We start from the raw sequence: 23,514 nt of genomic DNA, 5'->3' as shown, positions 1-23,514 counted from the left end.
ACCCGTACATCCGAGCTCTACGCGCCTAACTATCTGCCAAACGCCAGGACCGAACCACACTCTCGAGGTCTCGGTTCGATCACAGCTCTCGCCTACATCTTCCAAAATCCGGACAAAGGGTTTGGTGAAAGATCCCTGCGAAACGGACTTGTTACACATCTATCGGTGTCGGCTGTCCGCATTCCGGACGCGAGAGTGAGATAAACCGCTTGCGGCGTACCGTGGAATCCGTGCAGGGTTCCATCGGCGTCTGTCGCGCGCTCAAATAGCTTGTGCGGCAAGGCCGTTGCGCGATCCCCGAGGCCGGGGACGCGTGGCGCTTCCGGAGCAGGGTAGTGGGAGAAATCCGCCCCTGACGGCTGTCGCGGGCAAGTCGAGGGTTTTCCCTACCCTTGCCTCCGCGTTCCCTGCCTTTTGGACAACAGCACCGGACAACAGCACCGGCCAGACAACAGCACCGGGCACCCCGCCTCGCGGGGTGCCCGGTGTCGTCGTCGCAGCGGCGGGCGTCAGCCGTGCTTGGCGCGGCTCGCGGCGCGGGCGCGCTCGCGGGCGTCCAGGTTCACCTTGCGGATGCGCACGGCCTCCGGAGTGACCTCGACGCACTCGTCGTCCCGGCAGAACTCCAGGGACTGCTCCAGCGACAGCTTGCGCGGCGGGACGATCGCCTCGAACGAGTCGGCCGAGGCGGACCGCATGTTCGTGAGCTTCTTCTCCTTGGTGATGTTCACGTCCATGTCGTCGGAGCGCGAGTTCTCACCGACGATCATGCCCTCGTACACCTCGGTGCCGGGATCCACGAAGAGCACGCCGCGCTCCTGGAGGTTCGTCATGGCGAAGGCGGTGACGGCACCGGAGCGGTCGGCGACCAGCGAGCCGTTGTTACGGGTCTGCAGCGTGCCGAACCAGGGCTCGAAGCCCTCGTGGATGGAGTGCCCGATGCCGGTGCCGCGGGTCTGCGTCAGGAACTCGGTCCGGAAGCCGATGAGACCGCGCGACGGCACCACGAACTCCATGCGGACCCAGCCGGAGCCGTGGTTCGACATGTTGTCCATGCGGCCCTTGCGGACGCCCATGAGCTGCGTGACGGCGCCCATGTGCTCCTCGGGCACGTCGATCGTCATGCGCTCGACGGGCTCGTACGTCTTGCCGTCGACCTCCTTGGTGACGACCTGCGGCTTGCCGATGGTCAGCTCGAAGCCCTCACGGCGCATCTGCTCGACCAGGATGGCCAGCGCCAGCTCGCCGCGGCCCTGCACCTCCCAGGCGTCGGGACGCTCGGTGTCGAGCACGCGGAGGCTGACGTTACCGATCAGCTCGCGGTCGAGGCGGTCCTTGACCTGGCGGGCGGTGACCTTGCGGTCCTTGACGGCCGCCTTGTTGTCGGCGCCCTTGCCGGTGGCGCCACGGCCGACCAGCGGGGAGGTGTTGGTGCCGATGACCATGGAGATCGCGGGCTCGTCGACCGTGATCAACGGCAGCGCGACCGGGTTCTCCGGGTCGGCCAGGGTCTCGCCGATCATGATGTCCGGGATGCCGGCGACGGCACAGATGTCACCGGGGCCCGCCATCTCGGCCGGCTTGCGGGTGAGCGCCTCGGTCATCATCAGCTCGGAGATGCGGACGTTGCCGACGGACCCGTCGCGCTTCATCCAGGCGACCGTCTGGCCCTTGCGCAGCTCGCCCTGCTCGACGCGGAGCAGCGCGATACGGCCGAGGAAGTTGTCGGCGTCGAGGTTGGTGACGTGGGCCTGGAGCGGGGCGTCCTCGTCGTAGGTCGGGGCCGGGATGTGCTCCAGGATCGTGGAGAAGAACGGCTCCAGGCTGGTGGAGTCGGACGGGACCGTGCCGTTGTCCGGCTTGGTCAGCGAGGCGATGCCGTCGCGGCCGCAGGCGTAGACGATCGGGAACTCGATCTGCTCCTCGTCGGCATCCAGGTCGAGGAAGAGGTCGTAGGTCTCGTTGACGACCTCGTCGATCCGGGAGTCCGGGCGGTCCGTCTTGTTGATGCACAGGATGACGGGCAGGCGCTGCTGGAGCGCCTTGCGCAGCACGAAGCGGGTCTGCGGGAGCGGGCCCTCGGAGGCGTCCACGAGCAGGACGACGCCGTCGACCATCGACAGACCGCGCTCCACCTCGCCGCCGAAGTCGGCGTGGCCGGGGGTGTCGATGATGTTGATGGTGATGACGTCCCCCCCGTCCTTCGGGTGGTACTTCACCGCCGTGTTCTTGGCCAGGATCGTGATGCCCTTCTCACGCTCCAGGTCGTTCGAGTCCATCATGCGGTCGTCGACCGAGTCGAGCTGGTGCGCGGCGAAGGCGCCGGCCTGCTTCAGCATGCCGTCGACGATGGTGGTCTTGCCGTGGTCGACGTGGGCGACGATGGCGACGTTGCGGATGTCGTGGCGCGTGGCCATAAAAGGCGTACTCCCGGAGTAGTGAATGCCCTGCGCGTACGTCGGTGGTGCGCGGGCCCTGCCGGGCTCAACATGCCACGGCCTCACCCCATGGTACGGGGCTGCGGCGGCAGGGGTTAGCCGGGCTACGTCGGCGCAGGTCAGGCCGGTCCGCAGGACCGCCGGGCGGCCTCCCGGGCCACGGGTGAGTCCGGGCGTACCCCGCAGTCGGTCAGGACGGCGAAGTCGACCGTCCAGTTCCGGGCGTGACCGGAGACGGTCCTGCCGTCCGGGCAGCGGTAGCGGAAGTCCGCCGCCACCTCCCTCACACCGGCGTACTGGATGTACTCGCCCGCCGTGTCGGGCTTGATGCGGTCGGTGTCGAGCTCCGGGGCCGGCTGCCGGGCGTCGGTGAACGGCCAGGTCTCGCCCGCCTCCGCCAGGGTGCGCGCGTCGGAGTCGATCTCGCCGGCCTTCTTGCCGAGCGAGAAGAGGATCTCCGCGGGGGACGGGGCCGGTCCGTCGGCGCGTACCGAGGGGCTGGGGGTGTACACCCGCCGCATCGGGTTCTGCAGAGGGCCGCCGCCCTTCCCGAGCCGCTCGGGGTCGGAGACGCCGGTCAACCGGTCCCGCTCGGTGAGGTGGGACCAGGTGAAGGTGCCGTTCGCACAGGCCGTCGCGACGGGCTTGACCGGCCTATGGCCCTGGTCGGCCTCGTTCCCGCCCGCGCTCCCCGTGCACGCCGCCACCCCCGTCACCAGCACCCCGATGACCAGCCCCGCCCCGCAGGCTCGCCCCACTCTGCCGCGCATCCCCCGGCTCCCCTCCCCTGCATACGGACGCCCGGCGTCCGCACCATGATCACTGCTGATCCCAGGGTGCGGACGCCGGGCGGGGACGGCAAGCCGTTTGAGCGTTCCCAGAGCTACGGGGCGGTCGTGCCCTTCACCGACGGGCCCGCCGCCGGCTTCGCGCCCTTCTTCAGGAAGCCCATGTCCTCGTAGACCGGCGTGCCGAGGCCGAAGGCGCCGGTGTTGACCAGGTTCTTGCGGGCCGCCAGGAGCTGGGGGCGCTGGAAGAGGGGGATCGAGCCGGCCGCCGCCCAGATCCGGGAGTCGGCCTTGCGGAGCAGGGAGTTCGACTCGCCCTCGTCGAGTGTGGCCACGGCCTCGTCGAAGAGCTGGTCCACCTGGTCGGTGCCGACGCGGGTGTAGTTCTGCTCGACGTTCAGCGAGCCGTCGGCGGCCGGGACGGGCTTGGCGTAGACGGGGCGGGCGTCGGTGGCGGGGAACGCCGTGGCGGGCCAGGAGTACAGGGCCAGGTCGTACTGGCCGGAGGCGATGTGGTCCTTGAAGTAGGACTCGTCGGAGACCTTGGAGATCTCGGTGGTGATGCCGACGCGCTCCAGCATGCGGGAGATGCGGTCCGCGACCGTGCGCAGCGGCTGGGAGCCGGGCCCGGAGGGCAGCACGAAGCGGAGCGTGAGGGGCTTGCCGTTCTTGGCGAGCGGGGCGGCCTCCTGGTTCGCCGGGGCGGCTGTGCCCCCAGGGGCGTACGCCCCTGGGGCGCCGCCCTGGTGCGGGGCCGCGTACTGCTTGCCGTCCCGGACGAGGTGCTCGGCGGGGTCCGGTCCGCGCCGCGCCTTGTCGTCCTCGCCGGAGTCGTCGGCCTTGCCGCCCTCGGGGCCGGCCGCCTTCTCCTTCTCCTTCTTCTTCTCCTCCTTGACCGGGCCGCCGCGCACCCACCCGGCGTCCGCGAGCAGGGCCTGGGCCTCCTTGGTGTCCTGGCCGCCGAGGGCGCCGCTGTTGTCGGCGTAGGCGGCCTGGCCGGACAGGGCGAGGTGGCTGCCGACCGGGACGGCGGGCAGGCCGAGGGGCCCCAGGACGACCCGGGCGAGTTCCTTGCGGTCCAGGGCGCGGGCGACGGCCCTGCGGACCCGCTCGTCGGTGAGCGGGCCCTCGGCGCCGTTCAGGGCGAGCTGGGTGTAGGCGGGCTCCAGGGACTTGCGGACCTCGAAGCCGCTGAGTGCCTGCTGCTGGCGGGCGTACTTGACGGCCGCCTTGCGCAGCTTCTTGCGGGCGACGGTCTCCTCGTCGGCGGCGTCCTCGTCGGAGCCGTTGGCGCGGGCCCAGGACTCGAGGGAGTCCGCGGCGGACCGGTCGGCGCCGGGGCCCATGAGCGGGCTGGCGGAACTTTGCGGGCGGGCGGCGACGGTGATGCGGCGGGCCGCCGTGGGGTCGATCTCGGCCAGGTCGAGCTCGCCCGCGGCCAGCTCGGCGGCCCGCTTGTCGCGCGGGACGGTGCGCAGCACGATCTCGGAGAGCTTGGCCGGCTTGCCCCACCAGCGCGGGCTGCGGGCGAGGGTGATCTCCTCGTCCTCGCGGTCGACCTTCTTCACGGTGAAGGGTCCGGCGGTGACCTTGAGCTTCTTGCGGGCCCCGTCGTTGAAGGAGTCCGGGGTGCCCATGACGTCCTTCGGGTACAGCGGGGAGAACAGCGAGCGCCAGTCCGCGTAGGGCCGGCTGAAGGTGACCCGGACCTCCAGGGCGTTGTCGCCGCGCTCGATCTTCTGGATGCGGTCGTAGCCGGCGTTGCGGGCGGTCCAGTAGGCGGTGTTCTTGCCGGACAGGGCGCGCCACTGGGCCGCGAAGTCGGCGGCGCCGATCTCCCGGCCGTCGCTCCAGACGGCCTGCTGGTTGAGCTTGTAGAGGACGACCTGCTTGGGCTCGGTGTCGACGACCTCGGCGGACTCCAGGTAGTCGGGGTCGCGCTCCGGGCGGCCGGAGGCGTCCATGCGGAACATCGACGGCAGGACGGCCTGGGCGACGCGGGCGGTGGTCGCGTCGGCGTCCGACTGGAAGGTGTTCAGCGTGTCCGGTACGGAGTCGACGGCCCAGCGCAGGGTGCCTCCGTCGGTGATCCGGTCCCGGGGGGCGGGCTGGATGTCCTGCCCGGCGAGCGGCTTGCCGGACGGGTCGTCGGAGCCGCATCCGGCGAGCGCGGGCACCGCGAGCACTCCCGCGGTGAGGAAGGCGACCGAGCGCATGACCGCGCGCGGGCCGACGCCGTGCTGGGACATCTGTGCTACCTCCGGGAAGCCGCGGGCGTTATGATCACGTTTGGCGGTATTTGGCTTTCATCTGATGTATGCGGCCACTGAAGAGGAAAGGGTTCGGCAACACAGGGCGACACGGCGGTCACGGACGGGAAGTCACCCGTGCGGCGCAACGCACCGCGCAATGCACCCGTACGCCTCGGCCAATCGATGCACATCCCTTCACAGCACAAGGTGTGACGCGCAACACTCGCAGGCGCATGAGCGTCGCCGCCTTGGGCCACGAAGGACCCGCGGAAGTGAGGGCAAGTCATGTCCGTTCACGACGAACTGATGTCAGTCCAGCGCAGTCTCGACGAGGTGTTCCGATCGCTGGGGCGCCTGGAGAAGCAGCTCGGCACCGGCGGCCTGGAGATGCGCCGCGTCCGTGCCGACGCCAACCACCTGCGCGAGAGCGTCGCCCTGCTGCGCGACGCCGCCGCGTCACCGGCCGCGCCGACCCGCCCCGAGCTGGTCACCATCTCGGACACGCCGTACGACTCCGCCCTGTGGAGCGACTCGGACGACGAGGGGCTCGGCGCCCGGGACCGGCGCGCTCCCTGATCCGGGGAGGAGTCGAGCCCGACCGGCACCTCCCCCGAACCCGACCGGAGTCGTCACGTGGCCACTGGTACGGAACCCCCTGCCACCGAACCCAGACCTGAGAGCGGCGGTGTCCGGGGCGCCGCGCGCGCCGCGATCGCCGCCCCGCACCTGCGCACCGACCGCTGGTGGCTGGCCCCGGCCGGCACCGCCGCGGGCCTGCTCGCCTTCATCGTGTACTCGACGTGGCGGGCCTTCGCGAACACCGACTACTACGCGGCGCCGTACGTCTCGCCCTTCTACTCCCCGTGCCTGGCGGAGAACTGCGAGCCGATGAGGTCCGGCCCGAACTGGGAGCTCTTCGGAAGCTGGTGGGGCATCTCGCCCGCGATCATCATCCTGATCTTCCCGCTCGGCTTCCGCCTGACCTGCTACTACTACCGCAAGGCCTACTACCGGGGCTTCTGGGCGTCCCCGCCGGCCTGCGCGGTCGCCGAGCCGCACGGGAAGTACACCGGCGAGACCCGGTTCCCGCTGATCCTGCAGAACATCCACCGGTACTTCTTCTACGCCGCGATCGTGGTCGCCGGGATCCTGACCTACGACACCGTGCTCGCCTTCCGCGACGAGACCTACGCCTGGGGCCACATGGGTCTCGGCACGCTCGTGTTCCTGGTCAACATCGTCCTGATCTGGGCGTACACGATCTCCTGCCACTCCTGCCGGCACATCGTCGGCGGCAAGCTCAAGCACTTCTCCAGACATCCGGTGCGCTACCGGATGTGGCAGTGGGCGGGGAAGCTCAACGCCCGGCACATGCAGCTCGCCTGGGCGTCGCTGGTGAGCGTGGCGCTCGCCGACTTCTACGTCTACCTGGTCGCGTCGGGTGCCTTCGACGATCCGCGCTTCTTCTAGAGGGATGGGACCTTATCGATGTCCGTGGTCGACCGGCAGGAGTGGGACGTCGTCGTGGTGGGCGCGGGCGGCGCGGGCCTGCGCGCCGCCATCGAGGCCCGGGAGCGGGGCGCCCGTACGGCCGTGATCTGCAAGTCGCTGTTCGGCAAGGCGCACACGGTGATGGCCGAGGGCGGCATCGCCGCGGCCATGGCCAACGTCAACAGCGGTGACAACTGGCAGGTGCACTTCCGCGACACCATGCGCGGCGGCAAGTTCCTCAACCAGTGGCGGATGGCCGAGCTGCACGCCCAGGAGGCGCCGCAGCGGGTGTGGGAGCTGGAGACCTGGGGCGCGCTCTTCGACCGTACGAAGGACGGCCGGATCTCCCAGCGCAACTTCGGCGGCCACGAGTACCCGCGCCTCGCGCACGTCGGTGACCGCACCGGCCTGGAACTGATCCGCACCCTCCAGCAGAAGATCGTCTCCCTCCAGCAGGAGGACCACAAGGAGACCGGCGACTACGAGTCCCGGCTGAAGGTCTTCCAGGAGTGCACGGTCACGCGCGTGCTGAAAGAGGGCGGCCGGGTCTCCGGGGTCTTCGCCTACGAGCGCGAGTCGGGCCGCTTCTTCGTGCTGGAGGCGCCGGCCGTGGTGATCGCCACCGGCGGCATCGGCAAGTCCTTCAAGGTGACGTCGAACTCCTGGGAGTACACCGGCGACGGCCACGCACTCGCCCTGCTCGCGGGCGCTCCCCTGCTGAACATGGAATTCGTGCAGTTCCACCCGACCGGCATGGTCTGGCCGCCGTCGGTGAAGGGCATCCTCGTCACCGAGTCGGTGCGCGGCGACGGCGGGGTGCTGCGCAACTCCGAGGGCAAGCGGTTCATGTTCGACTACATCCCCGACGTCTTCAAGGACAAGTACGCCGAGACGGAGGAGGAGGGCGACCGCTGGTACGACGACCCGGACCACAACCGGCGCCCGCCCGAGCTGCTCCCCCGTGACGAGGTCGCGCGGGCGATCAACGCCGAGGTGAAGGAGGGGCGCGGCTCCCCGCACGGAGGCGTGTTCCTCGACGTGTCGACGCGGATGCCCGCCGAGACCATCAGGCGCCGGCTGCCGTCGATGTACCACCAGTTCAAGGAGCTGGCGGACGTCGACATCACGGCGGAGGCGATGGAGGTCGGGCCCACCTGCCACTACGTCATGGGCGGGGTCGCGGTCGAGTCCGACACGGCGGCGGCGCGCGGGGTGCCCGGGCTGTACGCGGCCGGTGAGGTGGCCGGCGGTATGCACGGCTCCAACCGGCTCGGCGGCAACTCGCTGTCGGACCTGCTGGTGTTCGGCCGCCGGGCGGGCCGGCACGCGGCCGAGTACGCGGCCGGTCTGGCCGGGGCGCGGCCCGTGGTGGACGACGTCCAGGTCGACGCGGCGGCGGCGGAGGCCCTGCGGCCCTTCTCGGCCGAGGCGGAGATCGAGGAACCGGCGGGCGGCCCGCCGGAGAACCCGTACACCCTGCACCAGGAGCTCCAGCAGACGATGAACGACCTGGTCGGCATCATCCGCCGCGAGCCGGAGATGGAGCAGGCCCTTCAGAAGCTGGCCGAGCTGCGGCTGCGGGCGCGCCGGGCCGGGGTCGAGGGGCACCGGCAGTTCAACCCCGGTTGGCACCTCGCCCTGGACCTCAGGAACATGCTGCTGGTCAGCGAGTGCGTGGCGCGGGCCGCGCTGGAGCGCACCGAGTCGCGCGGGGGGCACACACGCGAGGACCACCCGTCGATGGACCGCACGTGGCGGCGGATCAACCTGCTGTGCGCGCTCACCGACCCGACGGGCGGACTGGCGGCGACGGACCCGGTCCGCGGCCAGATCGCCCTCACCCGCGAGACCACCGAACCCGTCCGTGCCGACCTGCTCGCCCTGTTCGACAAGGAGGAGCTGGTCAAGTACCTCTCCGAAGAGGAGCTCTACGAATGAGCGGCTATACGGCCCACTTCAAGGTGTGGCGCGGGGACGTGAGCGGCGGCGGCCTGGAGGACTTCGAGGTCGAGGTCAACGACGGTGAGGTGGTGCTCGACATCATCCACCGCCTCCAGGCCACCCAGACGCCCGACCTCGCCGTGCGCTGGAACTGCAAGGCCGGCAAGTGCGGTTCCTGCTCGGCGGAGATCAACGGCCGTCCGCGGCTGTTGTGCATGACGCGCATGTCGGTGTTCGACCGCGCGGAGACGATCACGGTGACGCCGCTGCGGGCGTTCCCGGTCGTCCGCGACCTGGTCACCGACGTCGGCTTCAACTACGCCAAGGCGAGGGAGGTTCCGGCCTTCGTCCCGCCGGCCGGTGTCGCACCGGGCGAGTACCGCATGATGCAGGAGGACGTGGACCGCTCGCAGGAGTTCCGCAAGTGCATCGAGTGCTTCCTGTGCCAGGACACCTGCCATGTGGTGCGCGACCACGAGGAGAACAAGCAGGCGTTCGCCGGGCCGCGTTTCCTGATGCGGGTGGCGGAGCTGGACATGCACCCGCTGGACGCGGCGGCGGAGTCGGGCCTGGACCGCAAGACCACCGCCCAGGACGAACACGGCCTCGGCTACTGCAACATCACCAAGTGCTGCACGGAGGTCTGCCCGGAAGGCATCAAGATCACGGACAACGCGCTGATCCCCCTGAAGGAACGGGCGGTCGACCGCAAGTACGACCCGCTGGTGTGGCTGGGCTCGAAGATCAGGAGGCGCTCCTCGGCAGGCTGATCACTCGTCGGCCCAGCCCTCCTGGTACGCACGCCAGTCCGCCTCGGTCGCGGCGAAGTCGATGTACAGCGCGACACCGAAGCGGGCCCGGTCCGCGTCCGTCCGGGACAGGCCCAGGCGGACGCCGCGTACGGCGGCGGGGACGGTTTCGGCGTGGTTCCAGTGCCCGAAGCGGTTCTCGTGGAAGAAGGGCAGCCCCATCAGCAGGTCGGTGGACGGCGGGGTGACCTCCAGGGCGAGGGAGGTCTGCTGGGCGACATAACCGCCGTAGGTGCTCTGCAGGGGCTGCATCGTGTCGTACGACATCACGGCGATCTGGTCGACGCGGCGGGCGACCTGGCCGAAGAACTCCTGCGACCACCACTTGGGGTGGCCGGTGATGCCGCCCCAGACGGTGTGGAAGGCCGGGAGCGGGTCGATCTGGTGGGCGGCGACGGAGAGTCGCGCGTCCCGGGAGCGGGTCTCGCGGCGCACGGCTTCGAGCAGGGTGAGGTAGTCGCCGTCGCCGGAGTGCAGGGGCTCCAGGTCCAGGTGGATGCCCTCGTAGCCGGTGTCCAGGACCTGGCGGGCGGAGCGGACGACCGCGGCTCGGGTCTCCGGCTCCTTCAAACGCATCCCGTCCGGGCTCTCGGTGGCGAGGACATCGCCGAGGAAGGCCTGGACCCGGACGCCGGGCAGCTTCTCGTGGACCGCGTCGATGAACCAGCGAGCCCTGGGATACACGGACTCCGGAAGCGTGCCGTCGTGTTCCAGCGGGCCGGAGTGGACGTACAGGTCACGGATGCCGGTGCCTTGCAGGCGGCGCGCGAGGGCGGTGACGTCGGCGTCCTTCTTGCGGCCGTCGACCCAGGCGTGACCGAGCCACAGGGCGTCCCGGTCGCGGGTCCGGGTGTCGTCCGCCGGGTCGCCCATGTAGTTGATGCGGAGGGCGGTCAATGCGGAGAGGAGCGGGAGCAGGAGCAGCAGGGGGAGGCCGATGGCCGTGCGTCTGACCCAGCGCCGGCGCCTGGTGCCGCTGCCCCGGGCGGGCTCGGGATCCCCTTGTGGCGCTAAGGAGTTCTCGTTGTCGGCGCCTTCCGTGCGGTCCATGCCGTCTCCCCCCGGTGGTGCGGTTGATGTTGCCGGGGAGGACGATCAGCATCTCTGTTCGGTTGCGGGTCAGAACAGACTCAGGAGGGCCTCCGCCGGATCCGTGAGGCTCGTGTCGCCGCCCGGCAAAGGCAGTTCGAACCAGACCGTCTTGCCCCGCGGGGTGCGGCGGGAGCCCCACGCCGCGCTCAGGAGGCCGACCAGTTGGAGGCCGCGGCCGCCCTCGTCGGTGTCACGGGCCCGGCGGCGGCGGGGCTGGACCAGGCCGGAGTCCCACACCTCGCAGACCAGGGTGCGGTCGAGCAGCAGGCGCAGGCGGATCTCGCCCTCGCCGTAGCGCAGGGCGTTGGTGACCAGCTCGCTGACCAGGAGTTCCGTGGTGTCGACCAGGGGTTCCATGTCCCAGGCGAGCAGCTGGGCGCGCGCGTACTCGCGGGCCCGCCCCACGCTGCGCGGCTCGCGCGGCAGGGTCCAGTCACCGACGGATTCCGTGGGCAGCCCCTGGACACGTGCCATCAGCAGCGCGATGTCGTCCTCGCCGTGATGGGTGTCGAGGGTGTTGAGGACGTGGTCGCAGACGTCCTCCAGCGGCTGGGTCGGGTCGGAGAGGGCGCTGACGAAGGCCTGGAGGCCCTCGTCCAGGGGGTGGTCGCGGCTTTCGACCAGGCCGTCCGTGTAGAGCGCGAGCAGGGCGCCCTCGGGCAGTTCGACCTCGACCTCCTCGAAGGGCTCCCCGCCGACGCCGAGCGGCATGCCCGGCGGCACGTCGAGCATCAGCGCCGCCTCACCCGGTTCGACCAGCACCGGCGGCAGATGGCCCGCGTTGGCGAAGGTGCAGCGCCGGGTGACGGAGTCGTAGACGGCGTAGACGCAGGTCGCGAGGTACACCTCCGACAGGTCCGCCTCGCGGGGCCGGCGGGCCGCCCGGGTCGCCTGCTGAACCCCTCCGGGGGCGCCGAGGCCACGGGCGATCTCGTCCAGCTGGGAGAGCACTTCGGCCGGTTCGAGGTCGAGCTGGGCCAGCGTGCGGACCGCGGTGCGGAGTTCGCCCATGGCGACGGCGGCGCGCAGGCCACGGCCCATGACGTCGCCGACGACCAGCGCGGTGCGGTGTCCGGGCAGTTCGATGACGTCGAACCAGTCGCCGCCGACCTCGCTGGGCCGGCCGGTGTTGACGCTGCCGGGCAGGTAGCGGCAGGCGATGTCGAGGCCGGAGGCCTCCGGGTCGCCGGGCGGGAGCAGGGACCGCTGCAGTATCAACGCGCGTTCGTGCTCGCGGCGGTAGAGGCGGGCGTTGTCGATGCAGACCGCGGCTCGGGCGGCGAGTTCGACGGCCAGGTCCCGGTCACGGTCGCCGAACGGCTCGCTGCCCTTGGTGCGGGCGAACTGCACGAGCCCCACCACGGTGTCGTGGGCGACCATCGGCACGGCGAGCGTGGACTGCACGAGCCCGCCGTCCTCGCCCGGGACGGTCTGGGGCCGGGCGGTGCGCAGGGCGTCCGCGCAGGGCGAGTTGAACGGGTAGTGGTGGACGGCACCGACCGCGACGGGCACACCGGCGCCCGCGAAGGGCGCGTCGGAGACGGCGCTGGCGAAGGCCACCCGGCGCAACTCGGCGCTGCCGTCGGCGAGCCCGGGCGGCGTCTCGTCACCGGCCAGCAGGCCCTGGTAGAGGTCGACGGTGGCCAGGTCGCAGAAGCCGGGGACGACGACGTCGAGGAGTTGCCGTGCCGTGGTCTCCAGGTCGAGGGAGTTGCCGATGCGGGCACCCGCCTCGTTCAGCAGGGCGAGGTTGCGCCGGGCCGCGGCGGCCTCGCGGGCGGCGGCGCGGCGGGCGGTGATGTCGGTGCCGAGCCAGGCGACGCCGATGGGGCGGCCCGAACCGCTGTGCACGCGGTAGAGGTTGACGGACCAGTGGCGGCGCTCGTCGGAGCCCGGCACGAAGCCCGTGACGTGCATGTCCGTGATGGAGTTGCCGGTCTCCAGCACGCGGCGCAGGGTCGCGGCCACCCGCTCGGCCTCGCCGCGCTGGAGGTAGTCGTGCACGCCCTTGCCGCGGTGGTCGTCGGGCGTGCCGCCGAAGATGGACGCGAACCGCTGGTTGGCGCGGCGGACCCGCAGATCGGGGTCGATCAGCAGGAAACCGAACGGGGATTGACTGAAAATGGCCTGCGAGGCGGCGAGGTCGGTCTCGATGCTGCGCAGGGTGCGCACGTCGACGACGATGCAGACGGCGGCCTTCTCACCCTCCTCGGTGCGCGTCGGCATGACGTACACCTCGGCGAGCCCCTCGTGGCCGCATTCCCCCTCGGCGCCGCTCGGCATCCGGAAGGGCACCACGCCGGTCCACTCGCGGCCGTCGAGGATCTCGGCCATCTTGCGCATGCCGCGCTCACGGTGGCGCGGGTCGATGAACGCCTCGATGGGGTCCATGCCCACGGCGCGGTCGGCACGGATGCCGAACAGGTGCTCGGCGCGCAGGCTCCACTGGTCGACCAGCCCGTCGGGGCCGATGGAGAAGGACGCGACCCTGATGTAGTCGTAGATGGACCCGGGGGGACTGCTCTGCCACATGGCGTCCCCGGACCGCACACCGTCGACGGCGAGCGCACCACCCACCGCGGAGGCCAGGCCGTCGGCAGCCCTCGCCCTCGCGCCCTCCGACGGGTCCTCGGACTCCGTGGCCTTCGCTGGTATCTCGCTCACGCGAACCGTCCCCTCCAGCTCACCGCGTCCGGCACCGGTCACCGGGGGCGGCTGCCCGCAGTATCCAGCACTACGGTGCCGCACAACACGGTGTTCACGATCACAGCACGGTCCCGATGGTTTTCGGTCCGGACCGTGACAACACTGCCAGTCTTCTAACCAGGGGACACGCCGTCGAATCCCGTCCACCGGCAACCGCCACTGGCCTGAACCAATCGCTCTACAGCGGCGAGCCGTACGTACACCGGATATTCACTCCGGCACCGCGAGTTCGAACCACACCGTCTTGCCCGTGGCGCCGGGCCGGGTCCCCCAGCGACGGGAGGAGGAGGCCACCAGATGCAGTCCGCGGCCGCTCTCGTCCTCGAGTCGGGCGGCGCGCTCGCGGGGCGGGTCCGGAAGCGGGTCGGAGACCTCGACCAGCAGGGCGCCGTCCAGGCCCGAGCGGCGCACCAGGCGGACCCCGATGGGGCCCGTGGCGTGCCGCAGGGCGTTGGTGACCAACTCGCTGACCAGCAGTGCCGCGAGGTCCGCGAGACCGTCGAGGTCCCAGGCGCGGAGTTGGCCGCGCACGGCCTGGCGAGCGGTGCGCACGGCGCCCGGTTCGGCGGGAAAGGTCCAGTCGGCGCAGTCGTCCGCGGTGTCGATCACGCCGATCACTTCCCAGGCAGGAGCCCACACCCATGTCCGGTTTCATGGGGTTAATGGGCACATACCCGATATCCGGGGTGGAGTACCGCGCGGGGCAGCGCACTGTGGCACGAAAGGCGTAAGGGCGCTGGTACGGCAGTGCGACGGAGGCCGCGCGCCCCCGGCCGGCTTCGGGCGCCGGGGGTCTTCCGGCCTTCCGGGGCGAGGTGTTCCGGCCTTCCGGGACCTTATGCGTTCCAGTTTTCGGGGCCGAAGCGTTCCATCTTTCCCGGGGCCGAAGCGTTCCGGCCTGCCGAGGGCGAAGCGTTCCGGCCTGCCGAGGCCGAAGCGTTCGGGCCTTCAGGCGCCCAGTTCGTCCGGCCTGTCGGAACCCGGGCCGCGAGAGGACGGGATCTGCGCGATGCCGAGATGTGCGAGGGCCTGCCGCACGGCCGGGACGTCCTGCTCGAGCCAGGGCACGTCCCAGATCTCGTCGGGGCCGAGCCAGCGCAGTTCGTCGTGGTCCTGCAGGGGCCGGGGCGCGGCTGACCCCGGGCGCAGCCGAGCGGTCCACACGTGCAGGACGTAGGGCACCCTGAGGGGCCACTCCCCCGGAACGCGCCCGCGCACCTCGGCGTCGACGCCGAGTTCCTCGCGCAACTCCCGCGCGAGCGCCGCGTCGGCCGTTTCACCGGGCTCGACCTTGCCGCCGGGCAGCTCCCAGCGCCCGGCCAGCTCGACGGGCGCGCTGCGCCGGGCGGCCAGCAGCCGCCCGTCCTCGACCAGCGCGGCCCCCACGACGATCCGCTCACTCATGCGGGGAGCCTACGGGAGCCCCGCCGGCCTCCGGGGCCCTCCCCGGGGCGACCTCGCGACGGTCAGTCGTGCGCCACGGCCGTCCCGTTCTGGCCGAGCCGCTCGACCCAGTACAGCTGCTTGTGGCCGCGACCGTCGAGGCTGTCCGCGATCTTCTGGGCCTCGGCCCGGGTCGCGTACCGGCCCACTCGGTAACGGTTGCCGTTGTCGTCCTCTCGTATCACGAGCCAGGGGAGAGTGACCGTGCTGTCGTTCATCGCGCCCCTCCACTTCCCGCCCGCGGCTTGTGCCGTGCCCCACCCGCCAAGGAAACCGCAATGCGCATATGCCCGAGCCTACGCCTAACCTTCACGGAGCGAATACGGATTTTCACGAAGAGGTACGCAACCAGCCAGAACGCAGGGGGCGCACGCCGGTGAACGCGCCGTTCGCGTGCCTTTGCGCAACAAGCCGCGGGCATACCGCATACACGGGTGACGACCTGCGTGAACGACGCTCGGCCACGGGCCGCGCGGCACGCCGGCCCAGGCCGGTCCGTACGGCGATCGGGTGAACGGGGCGCGCGAGGAGCGCGCCGCGGGGCGGATGGGAGCGTGCGCTACTTGACCGGAAGGTGGTAGGCGACCCGGTACCGATCGGCCGGAATGACCACGTCGGCCGTCTCCACCGGACGTCCGGAGGCATAGAAGGTGCGCTGGATGACCAGGACCACATGCCCCGGGACGCCGCCCAGGACGAGCAGCTCCTCGGCGAGGCCGGGGCGGGCGCCGACCTCCTCCGTGACGTTGTCCACGACCACGTCGATGGCGCGCATGCGCTCGACGACTCCCATGCCGCCGACCGGCCCCTCCTCCGGCAGCATCACGGGCGTACGCCCCGTGACCGTGAGCGGCTCCCAGGACGTGGAGAGCATCATCGCCTCGCCGCCCTCGCGGTAGAGGTACCGCGTGCACATGACCCGCTCGCCCGGCTCGACGCCCAGCCGCGCGGCGACCGCGACACTCGCCTCGGACTGCTCGCTGCTGGATTCCCAGGTGCCGCGCCCGTCGCCGTCGGCCTGCTCCTGGCGGAACGGCGTGGCCCCGCCGGACGGGCGGTAGCCGGAGCGGGAGATGCGCCGGGGCACGGGCCGCTCGCGCACATAGGTCCCCGAGCCGGAACGGCCCTCGACCAGGCCTTCCGCCATGAGCACCTTGCGGGCCTCCAGCGCGACCGTGTCCGAGACCCCGTACTCCTGGCGGATTCTGGCCTGGGAGGGCAGGCGGGTGTGCGGTGGCAGCTGACCGTCGACGATCTTCTTGCGGAGATCACCCGCGACGCGCAGGTACGCCGGCTGCTCACCGAATGTCACTGGCCGCTCCCATCAGGTTGTACAGACAGCAACAGCGTGGCAACCGTAGGTTGTGCGGTGCAAGCAAAGGCCAGAGAATCACTCGATGTGATGACATGCGGTGGTGGAGGGCTTTACGCAGGCACTTTCTCCCCGCTATAGCCGCCGTCACACCTGCGCTTCGGACTCTTTCTTCTCGTCGTCCCCGGGGGCAGGCGGGGTGGCCGCAAGGCCGAGGGCTTTGCGCGCCGTGACGGTCGCCGGCCCGTCCACGAAGCCGTACGCCTTGTCGTAATGCGCGTAGTAGGTGTCCGCGTCCCCCGCGGTGCTCGCCCTCTTCCACTCCGTCCGGGCGTCCTCCAGGTCGGCGACCAGGTCGGCGACGGGTGTGCGGGCGCCGGCCGGCCAGGGGTGCCCGCGCAGGGCCCCGATCTGCTCGCCGAGCACCTCGTGGACCCGGGCGGCCCAGGCCCGGTGGGCGGCGAGGTCCTCCTCGGGGGTCCTCCCGGGCTCCTCGTAGAGGGCCGCGTCGAGGGCGTTGGCCGTCGACAGGAAGAGGACCTGGTGGGTGTCGAGCGTGGTGGGATCGCCGCGCAGGGAGCCGGTCAGCCCGGCCCCGGCCTCGGTGTTGCCGAAGAGGCAGGTGATCGCGCGGTCGCCGTAGCGCCAGCTCTCCCGGGACGGCATCAGGTAGTACACGTCGACATCGGCCGGCATCGCCCAGGTGTCCATCGCGTACCGGTCCTGGAGGGCGTAGCACTTCTCGTCGGCGACGTCGGTGATCCGGGCGTCGCCCGGGAAGGCGCCGCCGGGCAGCGTGATGACCGCGAACACCTCGCCGTCGTGCCCGCCCCGGCACGGCACCCGGTCCACGTCGTAGGTGTCGCCCTCCAGCCCGCCGGGCGCGTCGAAGCAGTCGCCCTTCTCCAGCGACAGGCTCTCGTTTCCCCGCGCGGTGTCCTTGAAGCCCTCCCAGGCCTTGGACTCGGCCCCCGTGGGCAGCACCACCGCCCACAGTGCGATCCCGGCGAGCGACAACACCGACCCCGCGATCGCCATGCCCCGCCCGCTCTGCCCGGACCGCCGGATCTGCCGCAGCGCGATCAACCCCGGCACGAGCCCCGCGGCGGGCAGGAAACAGAGCACGCCGAGGGCCAGCGCGGCCACGGCGAGCGCGTTGACGGAGACCGGAGTGCCGTACGGGCGACCGGCAGGACCGTAGGGGCCGTGACCCGGGGCTCCCTGGGGCCGGTTCGCCTGGGGCGGGCCGAACGGGGCCCGGGGCCGCTGGTGCCCGGGAGGCGGGGGTATCGACACGGGTACGGTGCTCCTGGCTGAGGCGGTGAGAGAGCGGGCCGTCCGAAACCGAGGTACGGCTGGGCGCATCGTAAGCGGCGGGATCACGGGGGCGGAACGCGGGCGACGAGCGCGGCGATACGGGCGGCGAACGCCCTGACGGCCCGCTGGGCGTCGAACGTCTCCGGGGGCACGGTGTTCTCGGCGGGAGGGTGACGGCCGGTCGGTTCGGAGCGGGTGCGCCTCATCCCGTGCCGCGGCCCGCCACCCGGCGGCAGGCCTGTGCGTACGCTCGCACCAGGGGCCGCCGCCCGTCCTCGCGTCTCCAGGCCAGGACGTAGCGGCTGGGGGTGACGCCGCGCACCGGGCGGGCCGTCACGCCGCCCAGGGTGAGCAGGGGGACGTTGCCCTCCGCCACGAGGCAGACGCCGAGGCCGGCGGTCAGGGCCTCGTACGTCTCCTCCGTGCTCGCGATCTCGGCGCCGATGCGGGGCGGGCGGCCACCACGCGCGTCGAGGGCGAGCCAGTAGTCGCGCAGCGGACCGGTGCTCTCGGGCAGGGCGAGGAACGGCTCGTCGAGCAGGTCGGCGAAGTCGATCGCGGCGCGACCGGCGAGCGGGTGGGTGTCGGGGAGGGCGACCATGAGCGGTTCCTCGGCGACGAGCGTGAAGTCGTAGCGGTCCTGGCCGGGCAGGGGCAGCCAGACGAAGGACAGGTCGGCGGTGCCGTCGGCGAGACCGGCCGTCGGATCCTCCCAGTTCACCTGCCGGATCCGGACGGCGGCCTCCGGGTGGGCCGCCGAGAAGCGGGAGCGGATCGCGGGCAGCAGGCCGCCGCGGACCGGGCTGGTGCTCATGCCCACGACCAGTGTGCTGCGCTGCGCCGCCCGGACGGCGTCCACCGCGGCGGCGCCCTCGTCCCACGCGCCCAGCACCCCGCGTGCGTGCGGCAGCAGCGCCGTACCGGCTTCGGTGAGGGCCACGCCGTGCCGGTCGCGCCGGAAGAGCTCGACACCCATGTGCCGCTCCAGCGCCCGGATCTGCTTGCTCAGCGCGGGCTGCGACACATAGAGGCGCTCGGCGGCTCGGGTGAAGTGCAGTTCCTCGGCCACGGCGACGAAGTAACGCAGGTCCCGCAGATGAACGTCCATGCTCATAACCCTCGGCTATCACCGAATGTCTTGGACGGTCCGTCGCCCCGGGCGAGAGGGTGACGGACGTGACGACACGAGACGGGGAGCTGTCATGAACAAGGTGTGGCTGATCACGGGCGCGAGCAGTGGCTTCGGGCGGGCGATCGCCGAGGCGGCCCTCGCGGCCGGCGATGTGGTGGTGGGCGCGGCCAGGCGCCCCGGGGCGCTGGACGATCTGGTCGCCGCCCACCCCGACCGGGTGGAGGCGCTGCGCCTGGACGTCGCCGACACCGGCGCCGCCGAAGCCGCCGTGCGGGACGTCGTGGCGCGGCACGGGCGGATCGACGTCCTGGTCAACAACGCGGGCCGGACACATGTCGGGGCGTTCGAGGAGACCACCGAGGAGGAGCTGCGGGCGCTGTTCGACGTGCACGTCTTCGGCCCGGCCGCCCTCACCCGGGCCGTGCTGCCGCACATGCGGGAGCGGCGTTCGGGCGCGATCGTGCAGATGAGCAGCATGGGCGGGCAGTTGTCCTTCGCGGGTTTCTCGGCGTACAGCGCGACGAAGTTCGCCCTGGAGGGCATGTCCGAGGGGCTCGCGGACGAGGTCGCCGAGTTCGGCGTCAAGGTGCTGATCGTGGAGCCGGGCGCCTTCCGCACCGGCCTGTTCGAGACCGGGCGGGCGGGGACGAGTGCGGACAGCGGGGTGTACGGCAAGGTGAGCGAGACCCGTGGCGCCGTCGCCGGCGGCGACGGCACGCAGCCCGGTGACCCGGCCAAGGCCGCCGCTCTCATCCTGGCCGCCCTCGACGCCGAGCACACGCCCCTGCGCCTGCCCCTCGGCGACGACGGCGTCAGCGCGGTCCTCGGCCACCTCGACCGGGTGCGGGACGAGGTCGTGGCGTGGGAGAAGCGAACCCGGGACACCGGGTTCGGCCACTGACGGCGGGTCGTCAGGCGGAGCCCCGGCGCAGCTGGACGAGTTCCGCGTTCATCTCGGCGAGGAACCGGACGACCACCTCCAGCTCCTCGGAGCTGAAACGGCCCCGGGCCGCGTCGGTGCTCCGGGCCAGGGGGCGGAAGTAGTCCCGGGCCAGGCCCCTGGCCGCGTCGGCGTAGTGCAGGTGCACCACCCGGCGGTCGCCGGCGTCGCGGACCCGGCGGATGTGTCCGGCACGCTCCAGCCGGTCGAGGCAGGCGGTCACCGCGCCGGAGGTGAGATTGAGCTGCCCCCGCAGGCGGCCCGGGGTCATGGGCTCGCCGCCCGCGTCCGGGTCGGAGTCGGCGTCCAGGATCGCGATCAGTGCCTGCATGTCGGTGAGGTGCAGGCCCTGCTCCTGGGCGAACTCCTGGGCGTCGGCGGCACGGACGCCTCGGTGCCGCTGTACGGCTTCGTGTTCCTGGTGGCGCTCGGCGTCGACTACAACATCTTCCTCATGTCCCGGGTCCGGGAGGAGGCGCTCGCGCACGGCAACCGGCAGGGCGTGCTGCGCGGGCTGACCACCACCGGCGGCGTGATCACCTCGGCGGGCGTCGTGCTCGCCGCGACGTTCGCGGCGCTGATGGTGATCCCCCTGGCGTTCCTGGTGCAGATCGCGTTCATCGTCGCCTTCGGAGTGCTGCTCGACACGCTCGTGGTGCGCTCCCTGCTGGTGCCCGCGCTGATGATCGACATCGGGCCCCGGGCGTGGTGGCCGAGCGCTCTCGCCCGCCGGGAGGACTGAACCGCCCGCGCCGACCGGGGGTGCATCCGCCGCGGGCGCCGGGCCGGAAGTGTTCTCGTCAGGCCGGTCGCGATCCGGCAGTACGGCAGCGGTGCGGGGCGCCGGGGAGGTACGGGTATGACGACGGACGGGCGGCGGCTGCACTGCCTGGTCACCGGGGCGTCCGGATACATCGGCGGGCGCCTGGTGCCGGAACTGTTGCAGGAAGGCCATCGCGTCCGGTGCCTGGCCCGCTCCCCCGGCAAGCTCCGTGACCACCCCTGGGCTGCGCACGCCGAGTCGGTCCGAGGCGACGTCACCGACCCCGGGTCGGTCGCCGCCGCCCTGCGCGGAGTCGACGTCGCCTACTACCTGGTGCACGCCCTGGGTTCCGGCTCCCGCTTCGAGGACACCGACCGCGCCGCCGCCCGGATCTTCGCCGAACAGGCCCGGGCCGCGGGCGTACGGCGGATCGTCTACCTGGGCGGGCTCACACCGCACGGCGTGCCGGAGGCGTCGCTCTCCCCGCACCTGCGGTCCCGGGCCGAGGTCGGGCAGATCTTCCTCGACTCCCCCGTGCCCGCGACGGTGCTGCGGGCCGCCGTCGTCATCGGCTCCGGGTCGGCGTCGTTCGAGATGCTGCGCTACCTCACCGAACGCCTGCCCGTCATGGTCACCCCCAGCTGGGTGCACACCCGCACCCAGCCCATCGCGGTGCGGGACGTGCTGCGCTACCTCGTCGGGTCGGCCGGCATGCCGGCCGATGTCGACCGGGCCTTCGACATCGGCGGGCCCGACGTCCTGACCTACCGCGAGATGATGCTGCGTTACGCCGCCGTGGCCGGGTTGCCGCGGCGGTTCATCGTGCCGGTCCCGGTCCTCACCCCGCGGCTGTCCAGCCACTGGGTCGGCCTGGTCACCCCGGTGCCCGCCTCCCTGGCCCGGCCGCTGACCGAGTCGCTGCGGCACGAGGTCGTCTGCCGCGAACACGACATCGCCCGGTACGTGCCGGACGCCCCGGGCCGCCCGCTGCCGTTCGACGAGGCGCTGACCCTGGCGCTGCGCAAGGTGCGTGAGGCACAGGTCGCCACGCGCTGGTCCTCGGCATCGGTCCCCGGAGCGCCCAGCGACCCGCTGCCCACGGACCCGGACTGGGCGGGCGGCAGCCTCTACCAGGACGAGAGGCAGCGGCCGGTCGACGCGTCCCGGGCGGCGCTGTGGAAGGTCGTCGAGGGTATCGGCGGCGAGAACGGCTGGTACTCCTCCCCGCTCGCCTGGGCCGTCCGGGGCTGGCTGGACCGGTTCGCGGGCGGGGTCGGACTGCGCCGCGGACGGCGGGACACCGAGCGCCTGAGGGTCGGTGACTCGCTCGACTTCTGGCGGGTCGAGGAGCTGGAACCGGGTCATCTGCTGCGGCTGCGCGCCGAGATGCGGCTGCCGGGACTCGCCTGGCTGGAGATGTACGCCGAGACCGACGACGACGGCCGCACCCGCTACCGGCAGCGCGCCCTGTTCCACCCGCGCGGCCTGCTGGGCCACGCCTACTGGTGGAGCGTCGCCCCGTTCCACTCCGCGGTGTTCGGCGGCATGGCCCGCAACATCGCCCGGGCCGCGTCCGAGGGCCCCGGCGGACACCGCGGGGCCTCGCGCATCCGGCGGGCCCGCGAGCGGCGAAGTGTCCGGCAGCAACGGACGGCATCCGCACCACCGCACCAGGAGTGACACCATGACCGTCGCGGTCGTCCTGTTCACCTCGGACCTGCGTCTGCACGACCATCCGCCCCTGCACGCCGCGCTGAACTCGGCCGACGAGGTGGTGCCCCTGTTCGTCCGCGACCCCGCCGTGCACGCCGCCGGCTTCGACGTGCCCAACCGCGCCGCCTTCCTCGCCGACTGCCTGGCCGACCTCGACTCCTCGCTGCGCCGCCTGGGCGGACGGCTGGTGGTGCGCAGCGGGCCGGTCGCCCGCGAGGTCCGCGCGGTCGCCGCAGCGTGCGGGGCCACGGAGGTGCACATGGCGGCGGGGGTCACCGGCTACGCCCACCGCCGCGAGGAGCGGCTGCGCAAGGAACTCGACGCCGACGGGGTCGCGCTGCGGGTGCACGACAGCGTGGTCACCGCCGTCGCGCCGGGAGCCGTGACACCGCTCGGCTCGGACCACTTCGCCGTGTTCACCCCCTACATGCGCCGCTGGTCCAAGGAGCCCCTGCGCGGCCTCCTTCCCGCGCCGCGCGCGGTGCGGGTCCCCGACGCGGCTCGCGGCGAGGGACCGCCGCCCCGCCCGGAGGCGGCGGACCTGTCACCGGACCTCCCGGCCGGCGGGGAGTCGGCGGGGCGCGCCCGGTTCGCGCGGTGGGCGGACACCGGCCTGCTCCGGTACGAGGAGCGGCACGACGACCTGGCCGGTGACGCGACGTCACGCCTGTCGCCCTACCTCCACTTCGGGGCGCTCTCGCCGGTGGAGGTCGTCCGGCGGGCCCGCGAGCGGGGCGGTGCCGGGGCCGAGGCGTTCGTCCGCCAGTTGTGCTGGCGCGACTTCCACCACCAGGTCCTCGCGGCCCGGCCCGAGGCGTCCGTCCGGGACTACCGCTCCAGGGACGACCGGTGGCGCGGCGCGGAGGAGGCCGCCGAGGACATCGAGGCGTGGAAGGCGGGCCGCACCGGCTATCCCCTGGTCGACGCGGGCATGCGCCAGCTGCGCCACGAGGGCTGGATGCACAACCGGGCGCGGCTGGTGGTGGCGAGCTTCCTGACCAAGACGCTGTACGTGGACTGGCGGATCGGCGCCCGGCACTTCCTCCGCTACCTGGTGGACGGCGACCTCGTCAACAACCAGCTGAACTGGCAGTGGGTCGCCGGCACCGGCACCGACACCCGCCCCCACCGCGTCCTCAACCCCGTGCTCCAGGGCAAGCGCTACGACCCGGACGGCACCTACGTACGCCGCTGGGTGCCGGAACTGGCGGACGTCGCCGGCGCCGCGGTGCACGAACCCTGGCGGCTGCCCGACGACGAGCGGGCCCTGCTCCGCTACCCGGCTCCGCTGCTCGACCTCGGCGAGGGCCTGGCCCGCTTCCGGCAGGCCCGGGGGCGCGACTGACGGCCCGGAACCCGGCGCATCCGAAACACCGC

20 protein-coding genes and 1 pseudogene are annotated in these 23,514 nt (G+C 72.0%); 8 read left to right on the top strand and 13 right to left on the bottom strand.

What is annotated here, in order from left to right:
- Nucleotides 1-509 precede the first annotated feature (509 nt).
- The 3 genes from typA to ABTX60_RS05520 all read right to left on the bottom strand — a co-directional run bounded on the left by typA (nucleotide 510) and on the right by ABTX60_RS05520 (nucleotide 5,475).
- Nucleotides 510-2,417 carry a translational GTPase TypA gene (gene typA / locus ABTX60_RS05530; protein ID WP_352095751.1) on the bottom strand — a complete coding sequence of 636 codons (1,908 nt, stop codon included), beginning with the start codon at nucleotides 2,415-2,417 and terminating at the stop codon, nucleotides 510-512.
- 140 nt (nucleotides 2,418-2,557) lie between these two features.
- Complete coding sequence (locus ABTX60_RS05525; protein WP_352095750.1) at nucleotides 2,558-3,208, bottom strand: hypothetical protein; 651 nt, start codon at nucleotides 3,206-3,208, stop codon at nucleotides 2,558-2,560.
- 113 nt (nucleotides 3,209-3,321) lie between these two features.
- Nucleotides 3,322-5,475, bottom strand: a complete 2,154-nt coding sequence (locus ABTX60_RS05520) for an ABC transporter family substrate-binding protein (protein ID WP_352095749.1) — start codon at nucleotides 5,473-5,475, stop codon at nucleotides 3,322-3,324.
- Nucleotides 5,476-5,763: 288 nt separating this feature from the next.
- Here ABTX60_RS05520 and ABTX60_RS05515 point away from each other — a divergent pair, with 288 nt between their 5' ends.
- From ABTX60_RS05515 to ABTX60_RS05500, 4 genes are read left to right on the top strand one after another with little or no spacing between them, the layout of a single operon-like run.
- Entirely contained in the window at nucleotides 5,764-6,054 is a 291-nt protein-coding gene (locus ABTX60_RS05515; RefSeq protein ID WP_053671702.1) for an Rv0250c family protein, read from the top strand.
- 57 nt (nucleotides 6,055-6,111) lie between these two features.
- Nucleotides 6,112-6,948, top strand: coding sequence for a succinate dehydrogenase subunit SdhC (sdhC, locus tag ABTX60_RS05510; RefSeq protein ID WP_352095748.1), 837 nt, complete (start codon nucleotides 6,112-6,114; stop codon nucleotides 6,946-6,948).
- 18 nt (nucleotides 6,949-6,966) lie between these two features.
- Nucleotides 6,967-8,907 (top strand): fumarate reductase/succinate dehydrogenase flavoprotein subunit, encoded by a 1,941-nt coding sequence (locus tag ABTX60_RS05505; RefSeq protein ID WP_352095747.1) that lies wholly within the window; start codon nucleotides 6,967-6,969, stop codon nucleotides 8,905-8,907.
- A complete protein-coding gene (locus tag ABTX60_RS05500) occupies nucleotides 8,904-9,680 on the top strand; it encodes a succinate dehydrogenase/fumarate reductase iron-sulfur subunit (protein ID WP_352095746.1) in 777 nt (258 codons plus the stop codon). Before ABTX60_RS05505 ends, ABTX60_RS05500 begins: the two co-directional genes overlap by 4 nt.
- Here the strand turns inward: ABTX60_RS05500 and ABTX60_RS05495 are convergent, their stop codons facing one another.
- The 9 genes from ABTX60_RS05495 to ABTX60_RS05455 form a co-directional block, all read right to left on the bottom strand.
- Entirely contained in the window at nucleotides 9,681-10,769 is a 1,089-nt protein-coding gene (locus ABTX60_RS05495; protein WP_352095745.1) for a glycoside hydrolase family 18 protein, read from the bottom strand.
- A gap of 69 nt (nucleotides 10,770-10,838) precedes the next feature.
- Nucleotides 10,839-13,475, bottom strand: coding sequence for a SpoIIE family protein phosphatase (locus ABTX60_RS05490; protein WP_352095744.1), 2,637 nt, complete (start codon nucleotides 13,473-13,475; stop codon nucleotides 10,839-10,841).
- Nucleotides 13,476-13,727: 252 nt separating this feature from the next.
- Nucleotides 13,728-14,135, bottom strand: coding sequence for an ATP-binding protein (locus tag ABTX60_RS05485; RefSeq protein WP_352095818.1), 408 nt, complete (start codon nucleotides 14,133-14,135; stop codon nucleotides 13,728-13,730).
- Nucleotides 14,136-14,465: 330 nt separating this feature from the next.
- A complete protein-coding gene (locus tag ABTX60_RS05480) occupies nucleotides 14,466-14,921 on the bottom strand; it encodes a (deoxy)nucleoside triphosphate pyrophosphohydrolase (RefSeq protein ID WP_352095743.1) in 456 nt (151 codons plus the stop codon).
- 62 nt (nucleotides 14,922-14,983) lie between these two features.
- Nucleotides 14,984-15,178 (bottom strand): SPOR domain-containing protein, encoded by a 195-nt coding sequence (locus ABTX60_RS05475; RefSeq protein WP_352095742.1) that lies wholly within the window; start codon nucleotides 15,176-15,178, stop codon nucleotides 14,984-14,986.
- Between the two features lie 341 nt (nucleotides 15,179-15,519).
- Nucleotides 15,520-16,272, bottom strand: a complete 753-nt coding sequence (locus ABTX60_RS05470; protein WP_352095741.1) for a GntR family transcriptional regulator — start codon at nucleotides 16,270-16,272, stop codon at nucleotides 15,520-15,522.
- A gap of 147 nt (nucleotides 16,273-16,419) precedes the next feature.
- A complete protein-coding gene (locus ABTX60_RS05465) occupies nucleotides 16,420-17,568 on the bottom strand; it encodes a DUF4190 domain-containing protein (protein WP_352095740.1) in 1,149 nt (382 codons plus the stop codon).
- Between the two features lie 83 nt (nucleotides 17,569-17,651).
- The gene (locus ABTX60_RS05460; protein ID WP_352095739.1) at nucleotides 17,652-17,795 is read right to left on the bottom strand and encodes a hypothetical protein; all 144 of its coding nucleotides are present in this window, start codon (nucleotides 17,793-17,795) and stop codon (nucleotides 17,652-17,654) included.
- Nucleotides 17,792-18,703, bottom strand: coding sequence for a LysR family transcriptional regulator (locus ABTX60_RS05455; protein ID WP_352095738.1), 912 nt, complete (start codon nucleotides 18,701-18,703; stop codon nucleotides 17,792-17,794). Before ABTX60_RS05455 ends, ABTX60_RS05460 begins: the two co-directional genes overlap by 4 nt.
- 88 nt (nucleotides 18,704-18,791) lie before the next feature.
- Here ABTX60_RS05455 and ABTX60_RS05450 point away from each other — a divergent pair, with 88 nt between their 5' ends.
- Nucleotides 18,792-19,622, top strand: a complete 831-nt coding sequence (locus ABTX60_RS05450) for an oxidoreductase (protein ID WP_352095737.1) — start codon at nucleotides 18,792-18,794, stop codon at nucleotides 19,620-19,622.
- A gap of 10 nt (nucleotides 19,623-19,632) precedes the next feature.
- On the opposite strand, the gene ABTX60_RS05445 is transcribed toward ABTX60_RS05450, so the two are convergent.
- A complete protein-coding gene (locus tag ABTX60_RS05445) occupies nucleotides 19,633-20,007 on the bottom strand; it encodes a MarR family winged helix-turn-helix transcriptional regulator (RefSeq protein ID WP_352095817.1) in 375 nt (124 codons plus the stop codon).
- Between the two features lie 24 nt (nucleotides 20,008-20,031).
- On the opposite strand from ABTX60_RS05445, the pseudogene ABTX60_RS05440 reads away from it, so the two are divergent.
- The 3 genes and pseudogenes from ABTX60_RS05440 to ABTX60_RS05430 form a co-directional block, all read left to right on the top strand.
- A pseudogene (locus tag ABTX60_RS05440) lies at nucleotides 20,032-20,403 on the top strand (MMPL family transporter); the annotation flags it as partial.
- Between the two features lie 117 nt (nucleotides 20,404-20,520).
- Complete coding sequence (locus ABTX60_RS05435; protein WP_352095736.1) at nucleotides 20,521-22,104, top strand: SDR family oxidoreductase; 1,584 nt, start codon at nucleotides 20,521-20,523, stop codon at nucleotides 22,102-22,104.
- 4 nt (nucleotides 22,105-22,108) lie between these two features.
- On the top strand, nucleotides 22,109-23,482 hold the full coding sequence (locus ABTX60_RS05430; RefSeq protein WP_352095735.1) for a cryptochrome/photolyase family protein: 1,374 nt from the start codon (nucleotides 22,109-22,111) through the stop codon (nucleotides 23,480-23,482).
- The last annotated feature ends 32 nt before the right edge of the window (nucleotides 23,483-23,514 follow it).

This window comes from Streptomyces sp. NPDC126510, from assembly GCF_040302345.1.
GTDB lineage: Bacteria > Actinomycetota > Actinomycetes > Streptomycetales > Streptomycetaceae > Streptomyces.
Note: the sequence above shows the minus strand (reverse complement) of the source record. Positions and strands in the feature narration are given on the sequence as shown.